This window comes from Bacillus sp. NP247 (genome assembly GCF_018966865.1).
Classification (GTDB): domain Bacteria; phylum Bacillota; class Bacilli; order Bacillales; family Bacillaceae_G; genus Bacillus_A.
The window spans coordinates 3,447,981-3,471,655 of record NZ_CP076653.1 but is presented as its reverse complement, the minus strand read 5'-3'; the positions used below and the strand labels follow the sequence as shown (position 1 = coordinate 3,471,655).

The 23,675-nt window shown below is 35.5% G+C and carries 30 protein-coding genes and 1 pseudogene; 13 read left to right on the top strand and 18 right to left on the bottom strand.

All coding sequences use genetic code 11. The features are described from left to right. The first annotated feature begins 366 nt into the window (after window positions 1-366). Complete coding sequence (locus tag KPL75_RS18165) at window positions 367-2,022, top strand: Na/Pi cotransporter family protein (RefSeq protein WP_219917227.1); 1,656 nt, start codon at window positions 367-369, stop codon at window positions 2,020-2,022. A 35-nt stretch (window positions 2,023-2,057) separates the two neighbouring features. Here the strand turns inward: KPL75_RS18165 and KPL75_RS18160 are convergent, their stop codons facing one another. After that, entirely contained in the window at window positions 2,058-3,056 is a 999-nt protein-coding gene (locus KPL75_RS18160; RefSeq protein ID WP_219917226.1) for a YhdH/YhfP family quinone oxidoreductase, read from the bottom strand. A 278-nt stretch (window positions 3,057-3,334) separates the two neighbouring features. Here KPL75_RS18160 and KPL75_RS18155 point away from each other — a divergent pair, with 278 nt between their 5' ends. Together KPL75_RS18155 and KPL75_RS18150 are read left to right on the top strand one after the other, a co-directional pair. Then, entirely contained in the window at window positions 3,335-4,585 is a 1,251-nt protein-coding gene (locus tag KPL75_RS18155) for an LCP family protein (RefSeq protein ID WP_309137435.1), read from the top strand. A 148-nt stretch (window positions 4,586-4,733) separates the two neighbouring features. Beyond that, window positions 4,734-5,174 carry a hypothetical protein gene (locus KPL75_RS18150; RefSeq protein WP_002010734.1) on the top strand — a complete coding sequence of 147 codons (441 nt, stop codon included), beginning with the start codon at window positions 4,734-4,736 and terminating at the stop codon, window positions 5,172-5,174. 33 nt (window positions 5,175-5,207) lie between these two features. Here KPL75_RS18150 and KPL75_RS18145 read toward each other — a convergent pair whose 3' ends face one another. From KPL75_RS18145 to KPL75_RS18095, 11 genes are all read right to left on the bottom strand, one after another. Further along, window positions 5,208-5,981, bottom strand: coding sequence for a sulfite exporter TauE/SafE family protein (locus tag KPL75_RS18145; protein WP_002063893.1), 774 nt, complete (start codon window positions 5,979-5,981; stop codon window positions 5,208-5,210). A 33-nt stretch (window positions 5,982-6,014) separates the two neighbouring features. Then, a complete protein-coding gene (locus KPL75_RS18140) occupies window positions 6,015-6,494 on the bottom strand; it encodes a DsrE/DsrF/DrsH-like family protein (protein ID WP_002063892.1) in 480 nt (159 codons plus the stop codon). A gap of 72 nt (window positions 6,495-6,566) precedes the next feature. After that, window positions 6,567-6,863 carry a rhodanese-like domain-containing protein gene (locus KPL75_RS18135; RefSeq protein ID WP_219917224.1) on the bottom strand — a complete coding sequence of 99 codons (297 nt, stop codon included), beginning with the start codon at window positions 6,861-6,863 and terminating at the stop codon, window positions 6,567-6,569. 15 nt (window positions 6,864-6,878) lie between these two features. Beyond that, on the bottom strand, window positions 6,879-7,238 hold the full coding sequence (locus KPL75_RS18130; protein ID WP_201040565.1) for a rhodanese-like domain-containing protein: 360 nt from the start codon (window positions 7,236-7,238) through the stop codon (window positions 6,879-6,881). A 38-nt stretch (window positions 7,239-7,276) separates the two neighbouring features. Beyond that, window positions 7,277-7,507: a sulfurtransferase TusA family protein gene (locus tag KPL75_RS18125; protein ID WP_219917223.1), complete on the bottom strand. Its 231-nt coding sequence runs from the start codon at window positions 7,505-7,507 to the stop codon at window positions 7,277-7,279. Window positions 7,508-7,528: 21 nt separating this feature from the next. Next, window positions 7,529-8,665 carry an MBL fold metallo-hydrolase gene (locus tag KPL75_RS18120; RefSeq protein WP_219917222.1) on the bottom strand — a complete coding sequence of 379 codons (1,137 nt, stop codon included), beginning with the start codon at window positions 8,663-8,665 and terminating at the stop codon, window positions 7,529-7,531. Window positions 8,666-8,703: 38 nt separating this feature from the next. Next, window positions 8,704-9,264: a sulfurtransferase TusA family protein gene (locus KPL75_RS18115; RefSeq protein ID WP_219917221.1), complete on the bottom strand. Its 561-nt coding sequence runs from the start codon at window positions 9,262-9,264 to the stop codon at window positions 8,704-8,706. Between the two features lie 88 nt (window positions 9,265-9,352). Continuing rightward, a complete protein-coding gene (locus tag KPL75_RS18110) occupies window positions 9,353-9,616 on the bottom strand; it encodes a metal-sensitive transcriptional regulator (protein ID WP_002063885.1) in 264 nt (87 codons plus the stop codon). A gap of 179 nt (window positions 9,617-9,795) precedes the next feature. Next, complete coding sequence (locus tag KPL75_RS18105) at window positions 9,796-10,185, bottom strand: DUF2606 family protein (protein WP_219917220.1); 390 nt, start codon at window positions 10,183-10,185, stop codon at window positions 9,796-9,798. Next, the gene (locus tag KPL75_RS27685; protein WP_002063882.1) at window positions 10,151-10,486 is read right to left on the bottom strand and encodes a trypsin-like serine peptidase; all 336 of its coding nucleotides are present in this window, start codon (window positions 10,484-10,486) and stop codon (window positions 10,151-10,153) included. Before KPL75_RS27685 ends, KPL75_RS18105 begins: the two co-directional genes overlap by 35 nt. A gap of 422 nt (window positions 10,487-10,908) precedes the next feature. Beyond that, a complete protein-coding gene (locus tag KPL75_RS18095; RefSeq protein WP_219917219.1) occupies window positions 10,909-11,493 on the bottom strand; it encodes a DUF3238 domain-containing protein in 585 nt (194 codons plus the stop codon). Between the two features lie 96 nt (window positions 11,494-11,589). Here KPL75_RS18095 and KPL75_RS18090 point away from each other — a divergent pair, with 96 nt between their 5' ends. Continuing rightward, window positions 11,590-12,063: a MarR family winged helix-turn-helix transcriptional regulator gene (locus KPL75_RS18090; RefSeq protein ID WP_219917218.1), complete on the top strand. Its 474-nt coding sequence runs from the start codon at window positions 11,590-11,592 to the stop codon at window positions 12,061-12,063. Between the two features lie 64 nt (window positions 12,064-12,127). Here KPL75_RS18090 and KPL75_RS18085 read toward each other — a convergent pair. The 3 genes and pseudogenes from KPL75_RS18085 to KPL75_RS18075 all read right to left on the bottom strand — a co-directional run. Beyond that, window positions 12,128-12,232 (bottom strand): annotated as a pseudogene (locus KPL75_RS18085) (alkaline ceramidase); the annotation flags it as partial. 107 nt (window positions 12,233-12,339) lie between these two features. Beyond that, window positions 12,340-13,758: a stage V sporulation protein SpoVR gene (spoVR, locus tag KPL75_RS18080; protein ID WP_219917217.1), complete on the bottom strand. Its 1,419-nt coding sequence runs from the start codon at window positions 13,756-13,758 to the stop codon at window positions 12,340-12,342. Between the two features lie 115 nt (window positions 13,759-13,873). Further along, a complete protein-coding gene (locus KPL75_RS18075) occupies window positions 13,874-14,434 on the bottom strand; it encodes a nitroreductase family protein (RefSeq protein ID WP_002166344.1) in 561 nt (186 codons plus the stop codon). A 231-nt stretch (window positions 14,435-14,665) separates the two neighbouring features. On the opposite strand from KPL75_RS18075, the gene KPL75_RS18070 reads away from it, so the two are divergent. The 9 genes from KPL75_RS18070 to KPL75_RS18030 all read left to right on the top strand — a co-directional run bounded on the left by KPL75_RS18070 (window position 14,666) and on the right by KPL75_RS18030 (window position 21,364). Further along, window positions 14,666-15,262: a hypothetical protein gene (locus KPL75_RS18070; RefSeq protein WP_219917216.1), complete on the top strand. Its 597-nt coding sequence runs from the start codon at window positions 14,666-14,668 to the stop codon at window positions 15,260-15,262. Window positions 15,263-15,387: 125 nt separating this feature from the next. Next, complete coding sequence (locus tag KPL75_RS18065) at window positions 15,388-16,893, top strand: spore germination protein (protein WP_219917215.1); 1,506 nt, start codon at window positions 15,388-15,390, stop codon at window positions 16,891-16,893. Further along, complete coding sequence (locus tag KPL75_RS18060; protein ID WP_219917214.1) at window positions 16,890-17,972, top strand: spore germination protein GerYC; 1,083 nt, start codon at window positions 16,890-16,892, stop codon at window positions 17,970-17,972. Before KPL75_RS18065 ends, KPL75_RS18060 begins: the two co-directional genes overlap by 4 nt. Window positions 17,973-17,984: 12 nt before the next feature. Next, the gene (locus KPL75_RS18055) at window positions 17,985-19,094 is read left to right on the top strand and encodes a GerAB/ArcD/ProY family transporter (protein WP_219917213.1); all 1,110 of its coding nucleotides are present in this window, start codon (window positions 17,985-17,987) and stop codon (window positions 19,092-19,094) included. A 45-nt stretch (window positions 19,095-19,139) separates the two neighbouring features. Then, a complete protein-coding gene (locus KPL75_RS18050; protein WP_219917212.1) occupies window positions 19,140-19,649 on the top strand; it encodes a PCYCGC domain-containing protein in 510 nt (169 codons plus the stop codon). A gap of 122 nt (window positions 19,650-19,771) precedes the next feature. Further along, on the top strand, window positions 19,772-20,023 hold the full coding sequence (locus KPL75_RS18045; RefSeq protein ID WP_002150460.1) for a YhdB family protein: 252 nt from the start codon (window positions 19,772-19,774) through the stop codon (window positions 20,021-20,023). A gap of 167 nt (window positions 20,024-20,190) precedes the next feature. Then, window positions 20,191-20,610: a disulfide formation protein C gene (locus tag KPL75_RS18040; protein ID WP_002116351.1), complete on the top strand. Its 420-nt coding sequence runs from the start codon at window positions 20,191-20,193 to the stop codon at window positions 20,608-20,610. Between the two features lie 12 nt (window positions 20,611-20,622). Then, on the top strand, window positions 20,623-21,075 hold the full coding sequence (locus KPL75_RS18035; protein WP_219917211.1) for a thioredoxin family protein: 453 nt from the start codon (window positions 20,623-20,625) through the stop codon (window positions 21,073-21,075). Between the two features lie 73 nt (window positions 21,076-21,148). After that, a complete protein-coding gene (locus tag KPL75_RS18030; protein ID WP_219917210.1) occupies window positions 21,149-21,364 on the top strand; it encodes a DUF1540 domain-containing protein in 216 nt (71 codons plus the stop codon). A gap of 33 nt (window positions 21,365-21,397) precedes the next feature. On the opposite strand, the gene KPL75_RS18025 is transcribed toward KPL75_RS18030, so the two are convergent. The 3 genes from KPL75_RS18025 to KPL75_RS18015 form a co-directional block, all read right to left on the bottom strand. Then, window positions 21,398-21,649, bottom strand: a complete 252-nt coding sequence (locus KPL75_RS18025; RefSeq protein WP_219917209.1) for a hypothetical protein — start codon at window positions 21,647-21,649, stop codon at window positions 21,398-21,400. A gap of 163 nt (window positions 21,650-21,812) precedes the next feature. Beyond that, window positions 21,813-22,574, bottom strand: coding sequence for a L,D-transpeptidase (locus KPL75_RS18020; protein WP_219917208.1), 762 nt, complete (start codon window positions 22,572-22,574; stop codon window positions 21,813-21,815). A gap of 221 nt (window positions 22,575-22,795) precedes the next feature. Next, complete coding sequence (locus KPL75_RS18015) at window positions 22,796-23,662, bottom strand: SDR family oxidoreductase (RefSeq protein ID WP_219921125.1); 867 nt, start codon at window positions 23,660-23,662, stop codon at window positions 22,796-22,798. Between the last annotated feature and the right edge of the window lie 13 nt (window positions 23,663-23,675).

Sequence of the window (23,675 nt, the reverse complement as noted above, 5' to 3'; positions counted from 1 at the left end):
TTTCATTTTCATTTAATACATTCATTTTAAACCTCCCCATTTCCTCTACATATTTTTCTAACTTTAATCAAAAAATATACAAAGAAGCATTATTATAAATAAGGTGACACTTTACTTAGCGCATCCAATTTGGATAGTTTACCTCTCCTATTTTTACTATCCGCAAATAGTGTGATAAATGTGATTTCTTTACACACCGATTAGATATATCATCTAAAAACCAATTAAATACAGGTGTTTCTTTAAATATTTGTAAACTTTTCACCTCTTTGTAAATTTAGTGTAAATTTTACTAGCAAACCGTTTACAGTCACTCAAGGTTCAGTTAATAATTACATCGTACATGAAATTTAAGGAGTGGAATGCGTGGAATATAATGTTCAAGAAATGATCTTCCAGTTCATTGGTGGATTAGGTATTTTCTTATTCGGGATTAAATACATGGGCGATGGACTGCAACAAGCAGCTGGAGATCGTCTTCGCGATATTCTAGATCGCTTTACAACGAACCCACTTATGGGTGTACTAGCAGGTATGTTAGTTACTGTATTAATTCAATCAAGTTCAGGAACAACTGCTTTAACGGTCGGACTTGTAAGTGCCGGATTTATGACATTAAGACAAGCAATTGGTGTTATTATGGGTGCGAATATCGGAACGACAGTTACTGCATTTATTATCGGAATTAAAATCGGAGAATACGCTCTCCCAGTTATGGCAGTTGGAGCGATTTTACTATTCTTCTTTAAAAATAAAAAAGTACATTCTGTAGGTCAAGTTGTATTCGGTTTTGGTATGTTATTCTTCGGTTTAGAATTAATGAGCGCAGGTATGAAACCTCTTCGTTCTTTAGAGTCATTCCAAGATTTAATGATTAGCATGAGTGATAATCCAATTCTAGGAATTATTGTCGGTACAGTCTTCACTTTAATTGTACAAAGCTCAAGCGCAACAATCGGTATTTTACAAGAATTATTTGGCCAGGGTGCAATCGATTTACAAGCTGCCCTTCCTGTATTATTCGGTGATAACATCGGTACGACAATTACAGCAGTATTAGCAGCAATCGGTACTTCAATTGCAGCAAGACGTGCAGCATTAGTTCACGTTATCTTTAATATTATCGGTACCATTATCTTTACAATTATATTGATACCATTTACAAGTTTAATTCAATATTTCCAAACGTCATTAAACTTAAATCCAGAAATGACAATTGCATTTGCACACGGAACATTTAACGTAACGAATACAATCATTCAGTTCCCATTCATTGCAGTATTAGCCTGGATTGTAACAAAAATTATTCGTGGTGAAGATGCATCCATTAACTTCAAACCACAACATTTAAATCCAATCTTTATTGAACAATCTCCAGCTATTGCTTTAACAGAAGCTCAAAAAGAGATTATCCGTATGGCGGAGTTTTCATTAGATGGATTAAAAGAAGCAAACCAATTTTTAAATACACAAGACAAAAAACACGCGAACATGGCTACTCAATTAGAAGGCGCTATTAACAATTTAGATAAAAAAATTACCGAGTATTTAGTTTTACTATCAGAAAAACCACTTTCACCTTCAGATTCTGAAAAACATTCCGTTTTAGCAGGTGTTGTCGGAGATATTGAACGTGTCGGTGATCATGTAGAAAACCTTGTAGAACTTGTAGATTTCCAAATTTCAAACCGTGTTTCACTATCGGATGAAGCACTAGCTGAACTAAATGAAATGCTTGAATTAACAATTTCAACATTACAAGACTCAGTTGAAGCTTTAACAAACTTCGATACTGAACTAGCTCAAACTGTTATTGCAAAAGAACGTAAAATTGACCAAATGGAACGTGTTCTTCGTAAACGTCACGTATTACGTCTAAACGAACGTAGCTGTTCAGGTGATGCAAGCATCATCTTCGTTGATATGGTAAGTAACTTAGAGCGTATCGGTGATCACGCTGTAAATATTGCTGATGGTGTTTTAGGGGAACAAGGAAAAGTAAATTTAAAACAATCATTATAATAGGAAAAGAGACGCTCAAATTAGCGTCTCTTTTTTCATTTCATATTTACAACCGTTCTCCCTTTTAACTTTCCTTGCAGTATAAGTACAAATTTCTCATCTAATTCTTCTAATGTACATTCTTCTGTATAGGACGCTAACTTTGAATTTTTCCACTCAGTCGCTAATAACGCCCACACTTCTCTTCTCACATCTATCGGACATTGAACTGAATCTATTCCTATAAGGCTAACTCCTCGTAATATGAATGGATATACAGTTGTATTTAACTCATGCCCCGCTACATTACCACACGTCGTGACACAACCTCCATACTTAACTACCTTTAAAGAACTTTCTAACATGTTTCCGCCTACAGTATCGACAACCCCAGCGTATATTCCTTTAAGCATCGGTCTTCCTGATTCATCACTCAATTCCGCGCGGCGAATCATCTTTTTTGCACCTAAACGTAGCAGCATCTCTTTCTCTTCCATTTTCCCTGTTGCCCCTACTACGCTATATCCTAGCTTTCCTAAGATACTAACTGCTACACTGCCTACTCCGCCCGTAGCACCAGTTACTAAAACATCTCCCGTACTAGGCGTAATTCCCGCTCTAATAAGCTTATATACCGATAAGGCAGCTGTGAAACCTGCTGTCCCATACATCATACTTTCCTTCAAAGACATTTCTTTTGGTAAAGGAACGACCCAAGATGATGGCACGCGAATATATTCCCCGAAACCACCAGAAGTATTCATACCTAAATCATATCCAGTTACAATAACTTGATCGCCTTCCTGAAAGGCGCTATTTTCACTACTAACTACCTCTCCCGCTGCATCGATGCCTGGTGTATGAGGATATGTTCTCGTTACACCTTTATTACCATTAGCTGAAAGGGCATCTTTATAATTTAATGAAGAATAATAAACACGTATTAATACGTCTCCTTCAGGTAAACTATCGACTTCTCTCTCAACAAAGGTTCTTTCAAATTGATTATTTTCCTTTTCTTTCACGACCATTGCTCGGAATGATGTATGATTCATTACGCTCTCTCCTTCATCCGTAAAATCCTTCTTTATTATATAAGAAATACCCATAAATCTATTCGCTTCTTCTTGGCTATATTTCAACAAATCTTACTTCTCTATCACTTTCTCACAATACATATTTTCATTTCTACTAAAACACATTATACTTGTTCTACATCTTTAAAATAAAATATAGAAAATCTGACTTTTTATAAATAAATTGAATTTTTACGAAATGTAAATGATTTGTAATGTTTTTTTTCGCTAAATTTCATTATAATAAGTGGATATGAGTGTCGTATTTCAATCCAAATGAAGGAGTACAAGAAATGGAGCAAAACCCATCTTTACAAGAAAATACACGAAGTAAACCGAAAAATAGTAAGAAAAAAACAAAAATTATTATAAGCGTTATTCTATTAGTTTTAATAATAGGTGGCGGTTATACATGGTTTTTAGTAAATAAAGCATCTTCTGCTGTTCGAAACGCCGCTCACGATTTAGCACGCGGTGATAAGTCTGATTTACGTGCTAAAGCTGTAAAACCTATTACAAATAACGTCTCTGTCTTAATAATGGGCGTTGATGAAAGCGATGTCCGCGGGAAAGAATATGGTGAAGCTATAAGAACGGATGCACTATTACTTGCAACTTTTAATAAAGATAGCAAAACTGTAAAGCTATTAAGTATTCCACGTGACACGTATACTTATATTCCAGTAGAAAAGAAAAAAGATAAAATTACACACGCTCATGCATTCGGTTCTACCAAAAACGGAAAAGATGGTGGACCACAAGCAAGTATTGATGCAGTTGAAAAGTTAATGAATGTCCCTGTCGATTACTTTGTAAAATTTAACTTTAAATCATTTATGAAAATTGTCGATGATTTAGGTGGCATTGAAGTTGACGTACCAGTTGAATTTACTGAACAAGATAGCAATGATAATGCCGATGCAATTCACCTGAAAAAAGGTGTTCAAAAGTTAAATAGTGAAGAAGCTCTTGCTCTTGCTAGAACAAGGCACATTGATAGTGATGCAATGCGTGGACAACGTCAGCAACTTGTTATTGAAGCAATTTTAAAGAAACTAACAAGCGCTGGGTCTGTAACAAAAGTTGGTAACATAATTGATGATATTAACGGACAATTCGTTACAAACTTAACATTCGATGACATGCTTTCATTCTATAAATATGGATCGGATTCGGAAATTGAGAAATTACAACTTCAAGGTGAAGATTGTTACATGGCAAAAGGTGATGATACATGTAGTAAGTCAGCTGGTGGTGGCCGAACTTACTACTACAATCCAGATAAAAAAGAATTAGCTAATGTTACAAACGAACTTCGTAGTCACCTTGGACTACCTGCCTATACAAAATCTGATTCTGATTCTGATTCGAAAAAAACAAGCTCAGAGAAAACAAAAGAATCTAAGTCTGAAAATACGAGTGAACGCGAATCAAGTAACAATGAAACTAAAGATAAGAATAAAAATAACAGTCAAGATACAGAAACATCGTCTAATGACAATGAATAAAGTGAAGCAGTGCTCTATGGAGGTAGAGCACTGCTTCTTTTTAATGCTTTCAAAACAAAAAATCAGAACTTTCCAACTATCTTTTTTAATATTTTTAAATTATAATAAATAATAGTAATCTATTCCAATTATCAGGGGGCTCATACATATGAAAGCTGCAGTAAAACATAACATTTCAGATTTTAAAGAGTACTTAAAATCAAACGATATATACATGGAAGAAAATATAGATGAAAATGATGGTTCGGTACATTTTTCAGTAGGATTAGAAACAGAAGCTGGCGCAAAAATTCAACTTATCGCTGCTTTCCAAAGCGAACATCCTGCTGTGGATATATACTGCTTCAATGTTGCTCTTGTACCTGATTCAACATCAAAAAATGACATTTTACATGTCATCAATGAATTAAACACATCTTATCGATTTGCAAAATTCACGCTAAACAAACAAAATGCAATTGATATTTCAACATCTCTTGCATTCTCAGAACCAAACTTTAATCCCGCACTTGTCTTTGAACACACGAGAATGCTATATAAACTGGCAAACGATGAATATAAGAACTTAATGAAAGTTATTTGGGCGTAAATAAAAAGATGGTGCTACAAGAGCACCATCTTTTTATTTCGATATCATATCAATCCACATCTTTATCGCAGTTCCTACAATTAAAGCGGACAATACATATTGCAAAATTTTTTGATTCAGTCTCTTCCCTACTTTCACTCCAAGAGGAGCGGCAAATAAACTTGCTATCGCAACGATAAGAGCCGGAATAACAACTATTTGTCCAGTAATCACTTTCCCAGTAGTAATTCCTATCGAGGAAATAAAAGTAATAGCGATAGAGGTTGCTATTGTCGTACGTATCGGTAGTTTTAAAACAACTAGCATAATCGGGACTAAAAGAAACGCACCACCAGCCCCAATAATGCCGGAAACACTTCCTACAATAAACGCTAACAAACTAGCTAGCCATTTATTGTACATAATCCCCTCTGATCCCTTACGATCGCTTCGCTTCGGTATAAACATCATAATAGCCGCGATAGTAGCTAATATTGTATAAACAACATTTACAGCATGCTCATTTAATAAATTCGCGCTAAAGCTACCTACAAAGCTTCCTATTAATATACTAGCTCCCATATACACAACCAACGTTTTATCCATATCGTTACTTTTCCTGTACGCCCACGCGCCTGCAAAAGTTGCAAAGAATACTTGAACTGCTGTAATACCACTCACTTCATGTGATGTATATCCGGCAAATCCTAGCAATACTGGAATGTATAGGATCATCGGATAATTAATAATTGCACCGCCAATCCCAACCATCCCTGATATGAACGAACCTATAAATCCAATAATAAAAAGTAGTACTGTTAAACTCATATTGTATCCCCCGCCTTCTAAAAAGAAGGTGATTTAAATAAATAAATTCACATTCCCATCCGAAGCATCTGCTAAATATGCACCTACTCCTGCAAACTCTACCCCTTCCATAATCTCTTCCTCTTTTAACCCTAATAAATCTACTGTCATTTGACAAGCTACAAGCTTAACCTCTTGCTCTTTCGCCATATCAATTAAATCTGGCAAAGACATCGCATTATGCTTCTTCATAATGCCTTTAATCATCTTTGGCCCCATACCAGCAAAATTCATTTTTGATAATCCCATCTTATCAGCGCCGCGCGGCATCATTTTTCCAAACACTTTCTCTATAAACGTTTTCTTTACTTTCACATGTTCATCTTTCCTAAGCGCATTTAAACCCCAGAAAGTATGAAAAATAGTCACCTCATGATCGTACGCCGCTGCACCATTTGCAATAATATAAGCTGCCATCGCCTTATCATAATCTCCACTAAATAAAACAATCGTCGTTTTCTTCTGTTGTTCCATGTTGTTCTCCTCCTAATTACCTATAGGGGTATTTAATTATTTATAAAAAGGCTCAAATCATTTATCTCCGTACTATACAACTTTACCTTCCCAAGCTAACATGCCACCTACCATATTTATGGCTCGAAAACCGTAACTCTCTAAAAACTGAACTGCTCTTGCACTTCTCCCGCCTGAGCGACAAACGATAATATATTCTTTATTTTTATCCAGCTCATGTATTCGAAACTCTAGTAAACCTAACCTAATATGAATCACTCCTGGAATTTTCCCTTCCATCACTTCTTCCACTTCACGAACATCAATCACATGTATCTCTTCATTTCGTAACAATCTTTCCTCTACTTCTCTCGCTGTTATTTCTTTCATCTTGCTATCCCTTCCTTACAAAGCGTTCATACCGCCTGAAACATTTATAATGTGCTGAAATCCTAATTTCTTTAATACTTTTGCTGCTTGCTTACTTCTCATCCCGCTCTGACAAATAACGATTACTTCCTTATTTTTATCTAGCTGATTTGCCTTACTAACTAACTCATTTAGCGGGATATTCTGAAATCCTCTCATATGATTTCCTCTATATTCACCTACTGTACGAACATCAATAAAGTACTTCCCCTGTTTTCCCACTATACTTTTTAATTCTTTTCCATTTATATTTTGAACACCTTTCACCGGTAAAAAACGTGAAATAACAAACCATGCAGCAAATACAATGAACAGCGTACTTAATATTGTATTCATATAACCAACCTCTCCGCCTTTATAAAACTAGTTCTTCACTACGCCTTCTTAATCCAAAACTTCAGCACACCGTCTTCTATATTATGCTTTACTATTTCATGACCGCCTGTTTTTGACCATGCTGGAATATCCTTAACTGACCCTTTATCCGTTACATGTACTTCTAACACTTCTCCAGATTGTAAAGTATCCATCGCTCTCTTCGTTCTTACAATCGGCATTGGACATGCTAAACCTTTCGCATCTAATACTTGTTTTACATTCATCATCTATTCCTCCAGTTTGTTATTTTATAATGAATCATGAACTGCACAACGATTTGGGCCAATCTCCATTTCACGCTCTTCTTCCACACTCGGATAAATCTTACCCATATTCGTTTGACGAATTTCTTCATAAGCATTCGGCTGAGGCGGTAAGTTCTCTGTCACAGTTTTACGAAACTCTCCCTCATCAACAATATTTAACCCTACATTCTCCTTAAATAAATCTTGTAAATGCGCACTCACAATGCCTCTGTCGTCCATTTCACTTATTTTTGAATAATGAGCTGGTAAAACAATTAAATCTTGAGACAGTTCCTTATAAAGTTTATATAACGTATTTCGTAAATCACTCACCCAATCTTCAGCCTTCCCAGCAAGATCTGGACGGCCAATTGAATCTACAAATAAAATATCACCTGATAATAAATAGGAATCATCTACAATAAATGACGTACTCCCAATCGTATGCCCTGGTGAGTATAACGCGTCAATTCCAATTTTGGTACCCCCCACCGTAATAACAGATCCTTCTACAAGTGGTTCGTATGAGAAAACGACTTCCTCCGCATCTTTTGGAGGTAACCAATACGTACCACCTACTTTTTCAGCTAACTTACGACCACCAGAAATATGGTCTGCATGTAAATGTGTATCCATTACATTCGTAATAGTAACTCCATGCTCTTTCGCAAATTCCTCGTATGCTTCAACCGTTCTTACTGCATCAATAACTGCTGCTTCACCGTTTGAAACGACCATATAAGATAGGCAGCCTTTCCCAAGACGGTTAAATTGATATATACTCCCTCCGCCCTGTACATCTCCTACTTTGAGCGGCTTTACATATTCATTCCAAGCTTTCATCCCACCAGCTAAATAGGAAACATCGTTGAAACCAGCATTTAACAATTGCTCCGCAACAAACTGCGAAGAACCTTCTTTCGCACATACGACTAAAATCTCTTTTTCTCTCGGTAATTCATCTACAATATGATCTACACCATCTAACAAGTCAAAATAAGGTTTATTTATAGAAGAAACTTGTTTCCCTTCAATTTTCCAATCTTCATAATCCGTCTCATTACGAACATCTAAAATAAACAAATCTCCGAATAAAACTTTCTCTGCAACATCTTTTGCTTGTAACATCTTAATGTTCATTTAATTACCCCCATAGGTATATTTTCATTTAAAAAATTTTATTTCTCCACATTCCCTTGCCACTCTAACATACCTGGAATGACATTTTTCACGTTTGAAAAACCTTTTTCTTTCAACATTTGACACGCTATATCACTACGATTACCCGTTCGGCAAACAACATAAATTGGTTTCGCACTGTCTAACAAAGCACTATCTAATTCACCTAACGGCACCGAAATTGCGGATGGAATATGACCAAAGACGAATTCCGCTTCTTCACGAACATCTAATACAGTGCAATCCTCACCACTTAATAATATATTTTGCAATTCCCCATTCGTAATCGTATAAGAATATTTCACAACTTCATTCACTTCATGCTCATGGGCTTTTCTTACATAATGCTTTAATATATCTCCCTCTTGTTTCGTCCCGATATATTGATGCCCTACTTTACTCGCCCAACTTTGAATATCTAACGTAGATCCTTTATCTGTTGCCTCGATTTCAATCACTTGCCCTGATGCCAATCTTTCCATCGCCTTCTTCGTCTTCACAATCGGCATCGGACAAGCCAATCCTTTACAATCTAGACTCGTATCCACTTTTATACTCATCGTCATTTCCTCCCTAATCACTATACATATACCTGTAGGGGTATAATAAAATGTTTTTGAAAATCTGTCAACACATATGTTTGACAGATTATCGGCTTTTTACAAGTAATTGAACAGCTTCTTTAATTAATTCTTCATTTGAACCATTTCCACTTTCAAACTGTTCACGTAAACATTGCTCTAAATTTGTTCCCACAACGAGTCCAATTGTACGATCTAGCGCAGAACGGGATGCAGTTAACTGTGTAATAACATCTCGGCAATCTTTTCCCTCTTCCATCATGCGAAGCACACCACGAACTTGACCTTCAATACGTTTCAATCTATTTTTCATATCTTGATTATATTCCACTGTAGACCACCTCCGTAATTATAACTATATTATACATTACTTTGTAACTTTGTATAATATCATATACCCTTGAGGGTATATTGTAAAGTTTTTAATTTTAAGCCTATAATTTATACTTTCTAACCAGATAAAAATAGACCGAATCAACCATATGGCGGGTTTCGGCCTATCCTTATTCATTAATTTACGTTAATCGTTATTAATTCAGCTATATTTCTATCATTAATCACAATCGCTTTTTTCTCATTATTCGGCAGTAAAATTATATACTTCCCTTTTCTGGGAGTCTTCCAAATAAATTTTCCTTCTTGATTAGTCTTCCCTATCGAAATTACGATTTCTTTGCTAGGCCCAGGGGATTCATCTTTTATAAGCATAATTTCAAAATCTTTTATCGGTTGTTTCTCTTTATTCTGAACATAGAAAGTTATAGGATTACCAACCTTACTAGCATTCTCCTCATTATTTGCTATACAACTAGACATCAAGATTATGACCAATATACAAAACAAAATCCCAATATACTTACTATATTTATTCAGACCATTTTTTAATATTATTAAAAACATCGTCTGTTATCCGATTTCCAGAATTCATATTTTTATTTCCTCTTGTATGAATGGCTATTATTCTGACACCCGTATCAAAATAATGGTATACAGGTGATCCACTTTGCCCCTCATAAGTATCAATCCTATATGTTAAAATTCTAGGGTTAACGCCTTCAAACGAAGGCGAAACAAGATCTTCTCCTCTTAGATCATTACTATACAAAGATTGTTCTTGAAAAAGTACTCTTTCTCCCTCATTCGAAACTGATGTCCAAGGTACATCTTCTGCATATACCTTCTGATTCACCCAAAATACCATATAAAAAAGATAAAGAGAACACCAAAACTGTAAAGAGCCAATCTACATCTTATAGAAATAAAGCTATACACTTTAACTTACCTCCTATATAAATGATAGCGAACAATTGAGGATCCCCTTTATAAATTCTAATTTTTCTTTTCTTAGAAGTCAATGTAATTAATAATGATTATCATTATTAATTACATTGACTTAACAAAACGATAAAATTATTTACATTCTTTACTTTGAGTTAAAAAAGCTTAGTTCTTCCAAGGATTCAGCTGTAAAGAAAAGGAGTTAGGTGGGAGATCAACTTCCCGTAAATGCCCAATTGGTGATGGCTAATACTCGGCGGATACTATGACTAATACAATATATCTACTACAAAAAATTCATTTCATTTACGAACGAAAGAATCAACCGTTTTATTATCCTACTTCCTATAATCTCTTTGTAAAACTATAATCCATCTCTCCACCTAAAGCTCCAGCTGTATCACCAGTTTCTCTAAAATCATGTGTATAAATTTGCTCAAATGAACCAAAATCTACTTGTTTATAAAATTCATAACAAGGGAATCCATCATGCTCTCCTTGAATATCGATACTACCATCCTTTTTAACACATACAGTTAATAAATAATCCACAGGAGGTGCATATATATTTAATGGATTACTTGCACTGGCACTCATTTTGAATTGGACACCATCAGAATTCCATGCAATATGAGTACACACAATATTTTCAGTACTCGCTTTTCCTGTTCTTTTATTCACAGAACCATCTAGATTTGTAATCTTCTCTGTCGTAATACCCGTGTTTGCATATGAAAACACTTCTTCTTTATAAAAATCTACTACTACCTCTTGCTCAACTCTAGAGCGCATAGTATTTACCGCATGTGGTGTAAATTCACGTGAATCACCTTCGAATTGGATTACTCTTCCTGTTTGTACATCCTTCTGTGGTTCTGTCCACGACATTGGAATAAATACGTTAGCTCTAATTTTAACGATATTAACCATGTGAAACCTCCATTAATTCTATTTATATAAATCATTATTTGTTCTATCACTAACATATAGTCAATTTAATTGACTATATGCAAGGAGGTTATTTACATGGATCATCAAACATTTAACGAATTAGATCTTACTTCACTTTTATCACTATCCTTCAGTACATTAATTACTGAACTACACGACAAATTAAGTGAATTGGGATTTGAAGATATTAGGCCCGCACACGGTTTTATGTTCAAACGTATCCTTCCTAATGGAGCAACCGGTATAGAACTAGCTGAATATTTAGGGGTTTCAAAACAAGCCATAAGTAAAATGGTAGATTCTCTTGAGAACAGTGGTTATGTCGCGCGCCAAACGCATCCTACTGATAAAAGAGGTAAAATCATTGTTCTCACCGAACGTGGTTTAGCAGTAATGCAAGCAAAAAAAGAAATAGTAGCTGAAATAGAACAGCGATGGATTGCAAACATAGGTGCAGAACGAATGCAAATGCTTAAAGAGGATTTAACAACATTCGTTACTAAAGAAAATACAGGTAGATTTTCATCAAGTATACGACCTGTTTGGTAACCAAAAGCTCCATATAAAAAACGAATCCATTTTGATTAGTCTTTTTCAAAATGGATTCGTTTTCTACAGTTTTATTAAAATCATTGATTCCCTTATCTCTATGATATCCGATAAAATCAATACCTAAAGGCGGCGTAATATCCACCTGACATACCCCTACTTTGCTCATTTGAATCGCTCCATTTCTATATTTAACTCCCTTTCTTCAAGAATAGCATAATTAACTTTGTTCCAAATAAAAAGAACGGACACAGCATTCTATGTCCGTTCTTGCCCTCACACATACTTCCGATGCACCATCTTCCCATCATAAGAAAACACAACACCCTTACTCTCCACAATGGACTCCATATGCACCGTTCTTCCCCATAACTGATGAAGATACGGTAATACCTTTTCTAAGTATTTTAAATCGAGCTCAATTCCTTCGTAACTATGTTTAATGTACAATTCCCCATTCTTTAAGTAATCGCCATCTTCTACCACTAAGTATGGGAAACCTCCATTTGTACGCATATTTACAAGTTGATCTCGTACTTGTTTCCACTCTTTATCAATTACTTTATATTCTTTACCTTGGCGCTGGAATAAGTACATATCTTCTCTCATTACGAGTTCTTTATTTAAGTAATTTCTTAGGAATGATACGTCCCATTCAATTTCTCGTACTTCAAACATTTTCTCACGGCCAGAACCAGGCTTCACACCACGCCTTTTCATTTCTTCTGTCGGATTGTTATAGCGTTCTTCAATATCTTCAAACATTTTAATACCAAGGTAGTATGGATTAATACTTGTTTTTGATGGCTGTACGACACCCGCATTTAATTTCGCAAATTCAATTGCTTCACCAGATGTTAAGTCCATTTCACGAAGTATGCGTTGATGCCAGTAGGAAGCCCAGCCTTCATTCATGATTTTCGTTTCAAGCTGCGGCCAGAAATATAACATTTCTTCACGCATCATCGTTAATATGTCGCGCTGCCAATCTTCTAGCTCACGGCTATATTCTTCGATAAATAGGAGTAAATCTTTCTCTGGTTGCGGAGGGATTTTCCTCTTTTTATGCATATTAGGTCGTTCTCTCTTTTTGTTTCGATCATCTAAATTCCATAAATCATCGTACTGTGATACCTTTTTCTTTTCTACTTCTTCCTCTTCTAAATCATCAATACTCCACGCAAGTTTCGGACGCATAAGTGACGGGTCAATATGTTCTTGAATGGCAAGTACGGCATCTAAAAATGTTTCTACCTCTGCCTTTCCGTACTTATGCTCATATGCTTTCACACGATCCGCTGTTGCAGCCATACTTTCTACCATGTCTCGCTTCGTATTCGAAAAACGAATATTATTTTTAAAGAAATCACAGTGCGCTAAAACGTGCGCTACGATTAGTTTATTTTGAATTAAAGAATTCGTATCTAATAAAAAGGCGTAACATGGATCAGAGTTAATAACGAGTTCATAAATTTTACTAAGTCCTAAATCGTATTGTAATTTCATTCTGAAAAATTGCTTTCCAAAACTCCAATGTGAAAACCTCGTCGGCATCCCATATGCACCAAATGTATAAATAATTTCCGCTGGACATACTTCATAACGCATCGGATAAAAATCAAGCCCAAATCCAGTCGCAATTTCCGTAATTTCCGCAATCGCATATTGCAATGCTTTATCTTCACTTGCTCTCATTATTTTCCCTCCTTACACTTTCCCTTAAGAAAGTGTATGATGGGGCACAAGCTTTCATGAGGATTGATTACATAATAAAAAGACACCCTCGTAAAAAACGAGAATGCCTTCCAAACTAACCCTCAATAATCTCCATCTTCTCCGTAATCGGCGTACGAGCTTTTCCTTCTGGTGCTTTATCGAAATAGCCGATGTGAAGAATTCCAATGATGCGTTGACCTCTTGTTAAACCGATTCCTTCTATAAATAGTGGATTATAGTTTAATCCACCTGATTTCCAAACACAGCCTAAGCCGCGTTCCCAAGCAAGCAATTGGAAGTTTTGCATAAATGCACATGTTGCAGCGTAATCTTCGTCACGTGGAATTTGACGCGGATCTTCATCAATGTAAACAACGATTTGTGCAGGCGTACTTAAGAAACGATCAGATAAAGTTTTGCCGCGTTTTGCTCTTTCTTCTTCTGTGAAAGAGTTTAATACTGCGTCTACTAATTTCTGACGGCCTTCTCCAATGTATAATTTACAATTCCATGGTTCACGGTGTTTATGATTCGGTGCCCATGTTGCGTCGTTTAATAGTTCAATTAATAGCTCTTTTTCTACTGCTTTATCTGTAAATGTACGAACAGAACGTCTTTCTTTAATAACGTTTGCGATGGAAGTATATGTAGTCATATTTTTCTCTCCCTTATTTTTATCTATATGTATAAATCCGTCATTGATATTGATTTTCAATTTCGATTATAACCTAGTTTTTCACTATTAATCAATGTTTTATGTTGGAAAACCATGAAAAACTTCTTTTTATACTGTGAATAAAAAAACTTAACTTGTTCACAAGTTTTTCACATTTTATGGAAATGATATGTGTAAGTTTTCCACATTACCCATCTAGGAGGAGTTTACATGTATAAGAAAATCGTAGTAAGTATGACTATGGCAGCATTATTGTGCGGGATATCTGTCTTTCCTGCTTCCGCTGCCACGCCAAAAGAAGTAACAATGCACCATCATAAGCCTATTTCAGAAGAAGAAATGCAGTCGCTCGAAAAACTCGGCTATAATAAACATGAAATTTGGAAAGCTGCCCACATTGCAAGAATAAGTAAAAAAGAAATTAAGGACGTTTTAGCTTACTATAAGCAAAATAAATCTTGGGAGAAAACAGCCGAGCATTTCGGTGTAGACCCAAGTAAATTGAAAAAGCATCATATGAATAAAGAAACGAAAAAAGCACTACTGCAAAAATTAGCAAATATGCAAAAGTCCACACCAGATGGACTAAAACAAAAAATGAAAGAGTATAACATAGGCTTACGTCAGCTCACGGTATTAACAATCATCGCTCAAAAAAGTAATACTTCTCTCGATGATGTACTGAAAATGAAAAAAGATGGGATGGATATTAAACAAATTGCAGAAAAACTAAATGTTAAAAAGGAAGATATACGGGCAGAAATGATTAAATTAGTGAAGTCTATTAAAGAAAAGAAAACAAATTAACATGCCAAAAAGGAAGAGATATTCATCCCTCTTCCTTTTCTTTATGAACTTTCAATTTTCAAGTATAAATTCCCGTATTCCCCAAAAACTAACATAAGTAAATAATGTAGGTAAGGGGTGAGAAAATGTTTCGTTTTTCATCTAAGAAGAATAAAAAAACAATCTGTTCCATTCCAGAATTTATCCAAACTATGAAAGAGTCTAGTGATTTCGTTTCTTATAACATCGTAGAAGATGGGACGTTATGTTTGTTTTACTATAAATCTACGGCTGAATCACTCCTCATTAATCGATTCATTTTAACACCTATAAAAAGAGAATTAGATCACATTGAAAATATAAGTGATATAGCAAATATCGTCACACTTGAGGAGATTATCACTGGCCCTACTATTGATGACATTCGTGAAAAATTATTAGGTGGGTATGTACTTATACAACTAAAAAATGATTCTCAAATCGCAGAATATGCACTTATTCGTGCTGAAAGTTCCGTTTTAGGTACACGGCTATATAACGATACTGAAAATGAATATAGTGTCATCGGTCCAAAAGTCGGATTTGTTGAGAATATCGATACAAATATACACTTACTTCGGCGAAATATTGTCACAGAACAATTAGTTTTCAAAGAAGTTATGGTTGGTTCTATATCAAAAACAAAAGTCGTAGTTGCTTACATCGAAGATATTACGAATGAGCAGCACGTTAATACTGCGATGCAGCGCCTACAAGACATTGACTTTGATGTTCCTTTCGATGCAACTATGATTGAACAGTTTATTAGTGATAACAGCAACTCTCCCTTCCCTGTTTTACTCCCTACAGAGCGTTTAGATCGCTCCGTTTATGCATTATTGAATGGAGGAGTCGTCATTTTAACAGACGGTTCACCTTACGCATTAGCTGGACCAGCGACATTACTCGATTTCTTCGTCTCTCCAGAAGATTATTATTTACCATGGATAGCAGGCTCATTTCTTCGAATGGTTCGCTTTTTCGGAGCAGCATTCTCGCTATTTTCATCAGCTATTTATACAGCTGTATTAACGTATCACTATCAAATGATTCCTGCGGATTTACTAGGTCCGATTATTTTTTCAAGAGCTAATGTACCCTTTCCGCCCATTTTAGAAGCACTTTTTTTAGAAATCACAATCGAATTGCTCCGTGAAGCTGGAGCACGATTACCTACAAAAGTTGGACAAACAATCGGCATCGTTGGCGGGATTGTAATTGGCCAAGCATCTGTTCAGGCTGCTTTAACGAGTACCATTTTATTAATTGCAGTTGCTTTATCAGCACTCGCTTCTTTTACAACACCAACTGTAAAAATGTCTTCTACTATCCGGATACTACGATTTCCACTTATTCTTTTAGCTGGTGCATTTGGGGGCTTAGGTCTCATTGTAGGATTCGTACTCATATTAGCTCATTTAATTCGCTTAAAATCACTTGGATCACCTTATTTATTACCTCTATATCCATTTCGCGGTTTAGGAACGGCAGAAGGTCTCTTTCGCTTGCCATTTAGTCAAACTGCAGGACGTGCCTCTTTTCTAAGACCAAAAAAGAAATGGCGCTATGATCCAAACAAAGCGAAAGAAAAACATGATGGTGAAGAGAAATGAAAAATACTTTATTATGCTTTTCCATTATCATTTTAATTTTCCAATCCGGCTGTACACAACCGAATATAGTAGACACACAGCGAATGATTCATATAGGTGGATTTGATATAACGAAAGATAAAAAATTTCGCGGGACAATTTTATATCCCGATTACACAAAAGGCGTTCAATCAAAACCAGAAACTCAGTCAACTACCGCAGATACAATTGAAACAATTTCTTCACTTCTAAACGCCAAATCACCACATACGATCGCTGTAGGTCAAATGCGTGTTGTCCTATTTGGAAAATCATTTGGTGAACGTGGAATTGGGGATGTTATTAACAACTTACAACGTGATCCTAATATTGGCCGAGATGTGCAACTAGCGCTTGTAGATGGTTCAACAGAAGAATTACTTAAACATGTCAAAACGAATGGATCGCTATATCTATCTGATTTACTGGAGCAAAATATAGAAACCGAGACAATCCCTCGGACAGCTTTAAATATTTTTTTATATAACTTTTATTCATCTGGATGCGATCCATTTCTTCCTTATATTAAAGTTGATGAAGACAAGTCTGCTTCCATTAAAGGAATTGCTTTTTTAAAAAAGGATAAAGTGGTTATGTACACAGATAAAAAAGGATCTTTTTTATTAAAACTACTCATTAATCCAACTAAAAATGGTCGTTACGAAGTTCCGATACGTCAAGGTAAGCGTAAAGGATTGATCGCTACTCAAAACTTATCCGGGAAAAGTTTTTGTTCTCTTTCCCAAAACGGTGACATTCCGAAAGTTAACATCCACTTAAAGTTAAACGGACTTATAAAAAATGCTCCCGACTGGCTCGATTTAGCAAAGCACGAAAATATAACTTACGTAAAAAAACATGTAGAAAAAACGCTTGAGAAGCATTTAAACGAATTAATAAAACAATTCCAAGAAAAAGAAATCGATCCGATAGGTATACAAGAAGAAATTCGTAGTCATTCAAGAAAATGGACTATAAAACAAATTCAAGAAATGTACCCTAATGTAGACGTTGCTGTTCATGTGCAAATCAATGTCGTGCAATCTGGTATTGGAGAATAGTGAGGTGCTATAGTGGTTGAACAAGATAAAACACATACTGTTTCCCCTTATTTCACATTCCTTCTATTACACTCTCTTCAAATTGGAGTAGGCGTGTTAGGATACCAACGAGTTATTGCACAATATGCTGGTTATGATTCTTGGATTTCCCTTATTGTTGCGGGTGTCTTAACTCATATCGTACTGTTTTGTATGTTAAAAATGTTAGATAAAGACAATGATTTGATGACCATTCATACGACATGTTTCGGAAAATGGATTGGAACCTTTTTCTCTATGTGCTTTGCCGCATATCTTCTCTTATTTTGCCTTACTGTGCTTCGTACATATATTGAAGTCATTCAAGTTTGGGTTTTTCCTACAATTAAGCCATGGAAATTAACATTATTATTTTTACTCGTGACGTATTACGTAATAAAAGGCGGCTTCCGCTCTGTAACAGGAATGTGTTTTTGGGGTGTCATAATACCGATTTTCGTACTATTCTTCTTAGTTTTCCCTATGAAATACGCACATGTCCGTAATATTTTACCTATTTTCACCCATTCACCTGCAGACATTCTATATTCAGCGAAAGCATCTGCATTAGAATTTCTTGGCTTTGAAGCAATCCTTATCTTTTATCCATTTATTAAAAAAGGAAAATCCTTAAATAAATGGGCACATAGCGGTATTGCTTTTACAACCATTCTATACGTAATATTAGCAATCGTATCCCTTATGTACTATAGCCAAGGACAATTACATCATACAATTTGGCCAACATTAACGATGCTAAAAATAATTAAGGTTCCTTTTATCCAAAGATTTGAGTACATTATTATTTTCTTATGGTATCTTATTATTTTACCTAACCTTTGTTTAACGATTTGGTCTTCTTGTTGCATTAGTAAGAAATCTTTTCGCATACCATTTAACATTACACTGCCATTTTTTATCGCAGCTATATTTATTTCATCCTTGTTTTTCACAAACCGTGAAAGTATCAATACATTAAATACAGTACTGTCTCAAGCTGGGTTATATATTGTATACGCTTACATCCCAATCTTATTTCTATTCCATTCACTACGATGGCACTTCAAAAATAAGTCGAAAAAATCTTCTCCCGACACCCCATGATATTTGATACAATTTTATTAATACATTTGTAAAGGGGACAAGCGAATGAAAAAGTATGTATTTTCTTTACTCGTAGTACTGAGCTTAATTCTTACTGGATGCGGGAGTACTGGTACAGATGAAAAAAAATCTTCTGAATCAAAAGAAGAGCATGACCACGCATCACATACTCAGCAAGCAGATATTCAAGAAAAAACAAAGGGAGTCGACACACTTCCGGCCTTCCTAGACAAGCTTGATCCACAAATGAAAGACATCTATACTGTCGCTGGACAAAATGCTGAATTATTAGATTGGATTCCTTGTTACTGCGGGTGTGGTGAAAGTGTAGGGCATAAAAATAATAAAAATTGCTTTATTCGTGAAATCAAAAAGAATGGTGAAGTTGTTTGGGATTCACATGCGACAACTTGTGTGAATTGCTTAGAAATCGCAGTTGAATCTGCTTCGATGAAACAAAAAGGAAAATCAACGCTTGAAATTCGTAATTATATTGATAATAAATACAAAGAAGGATATGGGAAACCAACACCTACGCCAATGCCAAAAGCTTAAAAAACGAGGAGACTCCTCGTTTTTTTCTTTTCATTCACTTTTTTTCTTAACAAATTCTTTCAAGTGTATTTCTTCTTACTTGTCACACACTATATATAACTCCTCAGTAAGGAGGGTATACAGTGCAAACATATAACGACTATGACAAAGCTCTCTATTACACGTATTGCTGTAATTGGGATAAACTACTCGTTTTAATGGTTCAAACGAATGATCAACTATTTTCTAAGCGTATTGAACACTTTTTACACGCTTATCAATACAGTAAAGAATTGCCAGAAGTTGACAAACAATTGCAGCTCCTATTTCAATATATTGACCATGCATCCCAGAAGTCACATGTAGAAGAAGTAGTAGAGCAAATTCAAATGTAAAATATAGCGCTATTCTCTCTTAGAGAATGGCGCTTTTTTGAACATTTTTTATATCAATAAAAGTTTTCTTTTACAAAACTTTTATTGATAAACATATTTTCTCTTTCTTTTCTGTGCTACTTCATACTATAATTTAGTATGTAACTATTATAAGTGAGGTATAAAATATGGGACGAGAAAAAAAGCAAGAGTATGCTTTATTTACTGCATGGGGAGCTTCTTTTATTGCTACGCTAGGTAGCCTATACTTTTCTGAAATCATGAAATTTGAGCCTTGTGTCCTTTGCTGGTATCAACGTATCTTTATGTATCCATTCGTTTTATGGCTCGGCATTGCTGTAGTAAAAAAAGATTATCGTATTGCAAGTTATTCCTTACCAATTGCAAGTATTGGTGCTTGTATTTCTTTATATCATTATGCAATTCAAAAAGTTTCAGCACTATCAGCTGCAGGAGCAGCTTGCGGACGCGTACCTTGTACGGGAGAATACATAAACTGGTTCGGCTTTGTGACAATCCCGTTTTTAGCTCTTATCGGCTTTATCACAATCGCTATTTGCAGCTTTATTGTAATTAAAAACAAATAAGGAGATGAAAGAATGAAAAAAATGCTTATATTTGGTGGTATTATTATCGCTTTGTTTGCAGCAATTTTCGCTGTAACACAAATGGAAGAAAAAAGTGCTTCAACGAGCCAAAAAATTGATAATGCTACTAGTCAACCAGATGGCCCTGACTACTACACAAATAAAATTTCTCTTTCAGATCTCCAAAAGAATTTAAAAGAGAAAAAAGAACAAACAGTATACTTTTATCAAACATCTTGCGTTCATTGCCAAAAATTATCTCCTATCGTAGTACCAATGGCTAAAGACTTGAATGTCGATATGAAAGTTATGGATATTGAAAAATTAGATGCTCCTTGGGATGAATATAAAATTAAAGGAACTCCAACAATCATTCATTTTAAAGATGGTAAAGAAGTGAGCCGTATTAGCGGCGAACAATCGAAAGACAAATTAAAAGAATGGCTTGAGCAAACGAAGCAATAATGAGAAAAGGAAACTCCTTCTACACATGAAATGGGCGTAAAATCCCACACTAATGTATAAGGAGGGGGTTTTTATGCCAGAAGTAAAATGCTCTGTTTCCAATTGCTCATTTTGGGGACAAGGTAACTTTTGTCAAGCAAGTGCAATCGTTGTTCAACCTGATGCACAAGAATCAGGTCAAATTGAAAACAGTTCGTATACAAGCGCTACTTTAACAAACGAGACGCTTGAAAGTTCTGTAACAACGAGTGTAGAAACGTGTTGTCATACATTTAAACCGAAATATTAAACGTAAAAGCATACGATTGGTCGTATGCTTTTTTTATATTCCCCTCCAAAAATCATGCATTATAAAAAAATACAAAATAACGAGAAGGACCGTCCCGCACAAAGTAATACGTCGGTATATACTCTTCTCCCCTTCCCTCGCTTTAACAAATGCCCAAATAAATCCGACGAACAATATTAAATCAACATATGGAACATAAAAAGAAAAGACGAGAAACGCATACAAATACACGATAAATAAACAGGTCGTTACTAAGAAAATTTTAAATGCAAATTCACTTTTCATACTGTGACCGCCTCCCAATCTGTACTGTATTATATTCACCAAAACATAATAGTTGCTGTTTCAATTTTCTCATCTCACTATTTGTAGGCACGCGATTGGTATGAAATCAATAAAAACAACTAAACTTCATCACAAATAAGCTACCGCCTATACACGGTAGCTATTATGGAATATTATATTTCCGCTTATATATATTACTCAAAATCGAATAAGATAATTGCTCATAACGAATTTTTTCTCCCGTTTCCTCTACAATATACAAATTGTTTCCTATATAATAGGTTCCATCTTTTCGTTTGGAGTACACTGCGTATTTTTCATTTGGCAATACCGTTTTTACTTTCGTTAATTGTCCATTTGGTTCTTGCCAATATATATTTACACGATCTACTAACATAAGCATTCCAATTTGTTCTTCTTCTACTTTACGACCATTCCAGCTCACAACACGATACCCAAGCTTATGAGCTTCGTATTCGGGACTCGTATGAAAACGAGAAATAATTACTTTTGTCTGTAATTGTACCCGGTCATATAACCATTGTATGTCTCGATCGTGCATGCGAATACAACCATTTGATTCCCGACTTCCAATCGTTCCTTCACGATTTGTCCCGTGAATGGCATATTCCTTTTTATCCAGACCTAGCCATCTCGTACCGAGAGGATTATTCGGTGCACCCCCAGGTATTTTTTTACGATGGTATTCTTTATTTTTATATTTATTTATAATACAAAAATTCCCTTCAGGCGTCGGAGTGCTATCTCTTCCTGTCGTTATCGGAAATGTTCTAGTATAGTTTCCCTCTTCAAAAAAAGAAAGCTGATTCGTCGTAAGGTTAACTAATATTAAATGATCTGTATTAGCAAAAACGCTAGCTGGCAGGCAGAAAAATAGGATTACGATACACCATACTTTCTTCATCTAAATCCTCCCTAGCACTAACATCATAATAAAGTGAAACTTTACTCGGTGGGGGGAGTTGTCCATCCCCACTGAGTATTAGCCTTCACCAATCGGGCATTTACGGGCAGCTATCTCCCATCTAACTTCCTTGCATTCGCTGAATTTTGAGGTAGGAGTCTTACTGCCCGCAAATAGCGGGATAAATGTAATTAGCTTTACTTTGCTCTTATAAATGAAAACTATCCATTCACAATTACTCCACCATTTACATGCATCATTTGCCCTGTCACATATGCCGAATCACTAGACGCCAAATATACATATGCAGGCGCTAATTCATACGGCTGACCAGGTCTTTGCATAGGAACATTGCTCCCAAACTGTGATACTTTTTTCTCATCAAAACTGGATGGAATAAGCGGTGTCCAAATTGGGCCTGGTGCAACACCATTTACACGAATTCCTTTTTGTACTAAAGACTGAGATAGCGATCTTGTAAAAGCGACAATTGCTCCTTTCGTTGCAGAATAATCGATCAACGTTTCATTTCCTTCATACGCAACGATAGATGCCGTGTTTATAATTACATCACCTTTCTTTAAATAAGAGAGTGCTGCTTTCGCAACGTGAAAATAAGAAAAAATATTAATACGAAACGTTTTTTCTAACTGTTCCGCTGTAATATATTCTAATCCTTGCTGCGGATATTGCTGTGCGACGTTATTCACTAAAATATTTAAACTACCTAGCTGCCCAGCGGTCTCTTCCACAATATCTTTACAATGTTGCTCATTACTTAAATCACCCGGCAGCAATACACACTTCACGCCTTCTTTCTCAACAAGTTTTTTCGTCTCATTTGCATCTTCGTCCTCATCTAAATAAGCAATCGCAATATTTGCTCCCTCTTTTGCAAAAGCGATGGACACAGCTCTCCCAATTCCACTATCTCCCCCTGTAATTAATACATTCTTTCCTTTTAACTTTTCGCTTCCTTTATAATTAGGATCTTCAAACTTTGGACGAGGATTCATTAACGATTCAATACCAGGCTGTTTATTTTGATGTTGCGCTGGCATCGTTAAAAAGTTTTTTTGCTGCGGCATAACTTCCTTCAAC

Excerpts from the sequence above, each read along its gene's own strand:
- KPL75_RS18035 (WP_219917211.1), top strand. The coding sequence starts at position 20,623 with ATGAAAAAAATGCTTATATTTGGTGGTATTATTATCGCTTTGTTTGCA.
- KPL75_RS18105 (WP_219917220.1), bottom strand. The coding sequence starts at position 10,185 with ATGTTTTTAATAATATTAAAAAATGGTCTGAATAAATATAGTAAGTAT.
- KPL75_RS18140 (WP_002063892.1), bottom strand. The coding sequence starts at position 6,494 with ATGGAACAACAGAAGAAAACGACGATTGTTTTATTTAGTGGAGATTAT.
- KPL75_RS18120 (WP_219917222.1), bottom strand. The coding sequence starts at position 8,665 with ATGAACATTAAGATGTTACAAGCAAAAGATGTTGCAGAGAAAGTTTTA.
- KPL75_RS18070 (WP_219917216.1), top strand. The coding sequence starts at position 14,666 with ATGTATAAGAAAATCGTAGTAAGTATGACTATGGCAGCATTATTGTGC.
- KPL75_RS18060 (WP_219917214.1), top strand. The coding sequence starts at position 16,890 with ATGAAAAATACTTTATTATGCTTTTCCATTATCATTTTAATTTTCCAA.
- KPL75_RS18130 (WP_201040565.1), bottom strand. The coding sequence starts at position 7,238 with ATGAATACAATATTAAGTACGCTGTTCATTGTATTTGCTGCATGGTTT.
- KPL75_RS18150 (WP_002010734.1), top strand. The coding sequence starts at position 4,734 with ATGAAAGCTGCAGTAAAACATAACATTTCAGATTTTAAAGAGTACTTA.
- spoVR (WP_219917217.1), bottom strand. The coding sequence starts at position 13,758 with ATGAGAGCAAGTGAAGATAAAGCATTGCAATATGCGATTGCGGAAATT.
- KPL75_RS18030 (WP_219917210.1), top strand. The coding sequence starts at position 21,149 with ATGCCAGAAGTAAAATGCTCTGTTTCCAATTGCTCATTTTGGGGACAA.
- KPL75_RS18145 (WP_002063893.1), bottom strand. The coding sequence starts at position 5,981 with ATGAGTTTAACAGTACTACTTTTTATTATTGGATTTATAGGTTCGTTC.
- KPL75_RS18050 (WP_219917212.1), top strand. The coding sequence starts at position 19,140 with ATGAAAAAGTATGTATTTTCTTTACTCGTAGTACTGAGCTTAATTCTT.
- KPL75_RS18125 (WP_219917223.1), bottom strand. The coding sequence starts at position 7,507 with ATGATGAATGTAAAACAAGTATTAGATGCGAAAGGTTTAGCATGTCCA.
- KPL75_RS18090 (WP_219917218.1), top strand. The coding sequence starts at position 11,590 with ATGGATCATCAAACATTTAACGAATTAGATCTTACTTCACTTTTATCA.
- KPL75_RS18135 (WP_219917224.1), bottom strand. The coding sequence starts at position 6,863 with ATGAAAGAAATAACAGCGAGAGAAGTAGAGGAAAGATTGTTACGAAAT.
- KPL75_RS27685 (WP_002063882.1), bottom strand. The coding sequence starts at position 10,486 with ATGGTATTTTGGGTGAATCAGAAGGTATATGCAGAAGATGTACCTTGG.
- KPL75_RS18075 (WP_002166344.1), bottom strand. The coding sequence starts at position 14,434 with ATGACTACATATACTTCCATCGCAAACGTTATTAAAGAAAGACGTTCT.
- KPL75_RS18015 (WP_219921125.1), bottom strand. The coding sequence starts at position 23,662 with ATGCCGCAGCAAAAAAACTTTTTAACGATGCCAGCGCAACATCAAAAT.
- KPL75_RS18160 (WP_219917226.1), bottom strand. The coding sequence starts at position 3,056 with ATGAATCATACATCATTCCGAGCAATGGTCGTGAAAGAAAAGGAAAAT.
- KPL75_RS18020 (WP_219917208.1), bottom strand. The coding sequence starts at position 22,574 with ATGAAGAAAGTATGGTGTATCGTAATCCTATTTTTCTGCCTGCCAGCT.
- KPL75_RS18040 (WP_002116351.1), top strand. The coding sequence starts at position 20,191 with ATGGGACGAGAAAAAAAGCAAGAGTATGCTTTATTTACTGCATGGGGA.
- KPL75_RS18115 (WP_219917221.1), bottom strand. The coding sequence starts at position 9,264 with ATGAGTATAAAAGTGGATACGAGTCTAGATTGTAAAGGATTGGCTTGT.
- KPL75_RS18025 (WP_219917209.1), bottom strand. The coding sequence starts at position 21,649 with ATGAAAAGTGAATTTGCATTTAAAATTTTCTTAGTAACGACCTGTTTA.
- KPL75_RS18065 (WP_219917215.1), top strand. The coding sequence starts at position 15,388 with ATGTTTCGTTTTTCATCTAAGAAGAATAAAAAAACAATCTGTTCCATT.
- KPL75_RS18095 (WP_219917219.1), bottom strand. The coding sequence starts at position 11,493 with ATGGTTAATATCGTTAAAATTAGAGCTAACGTATTTATTCCAATGTCG.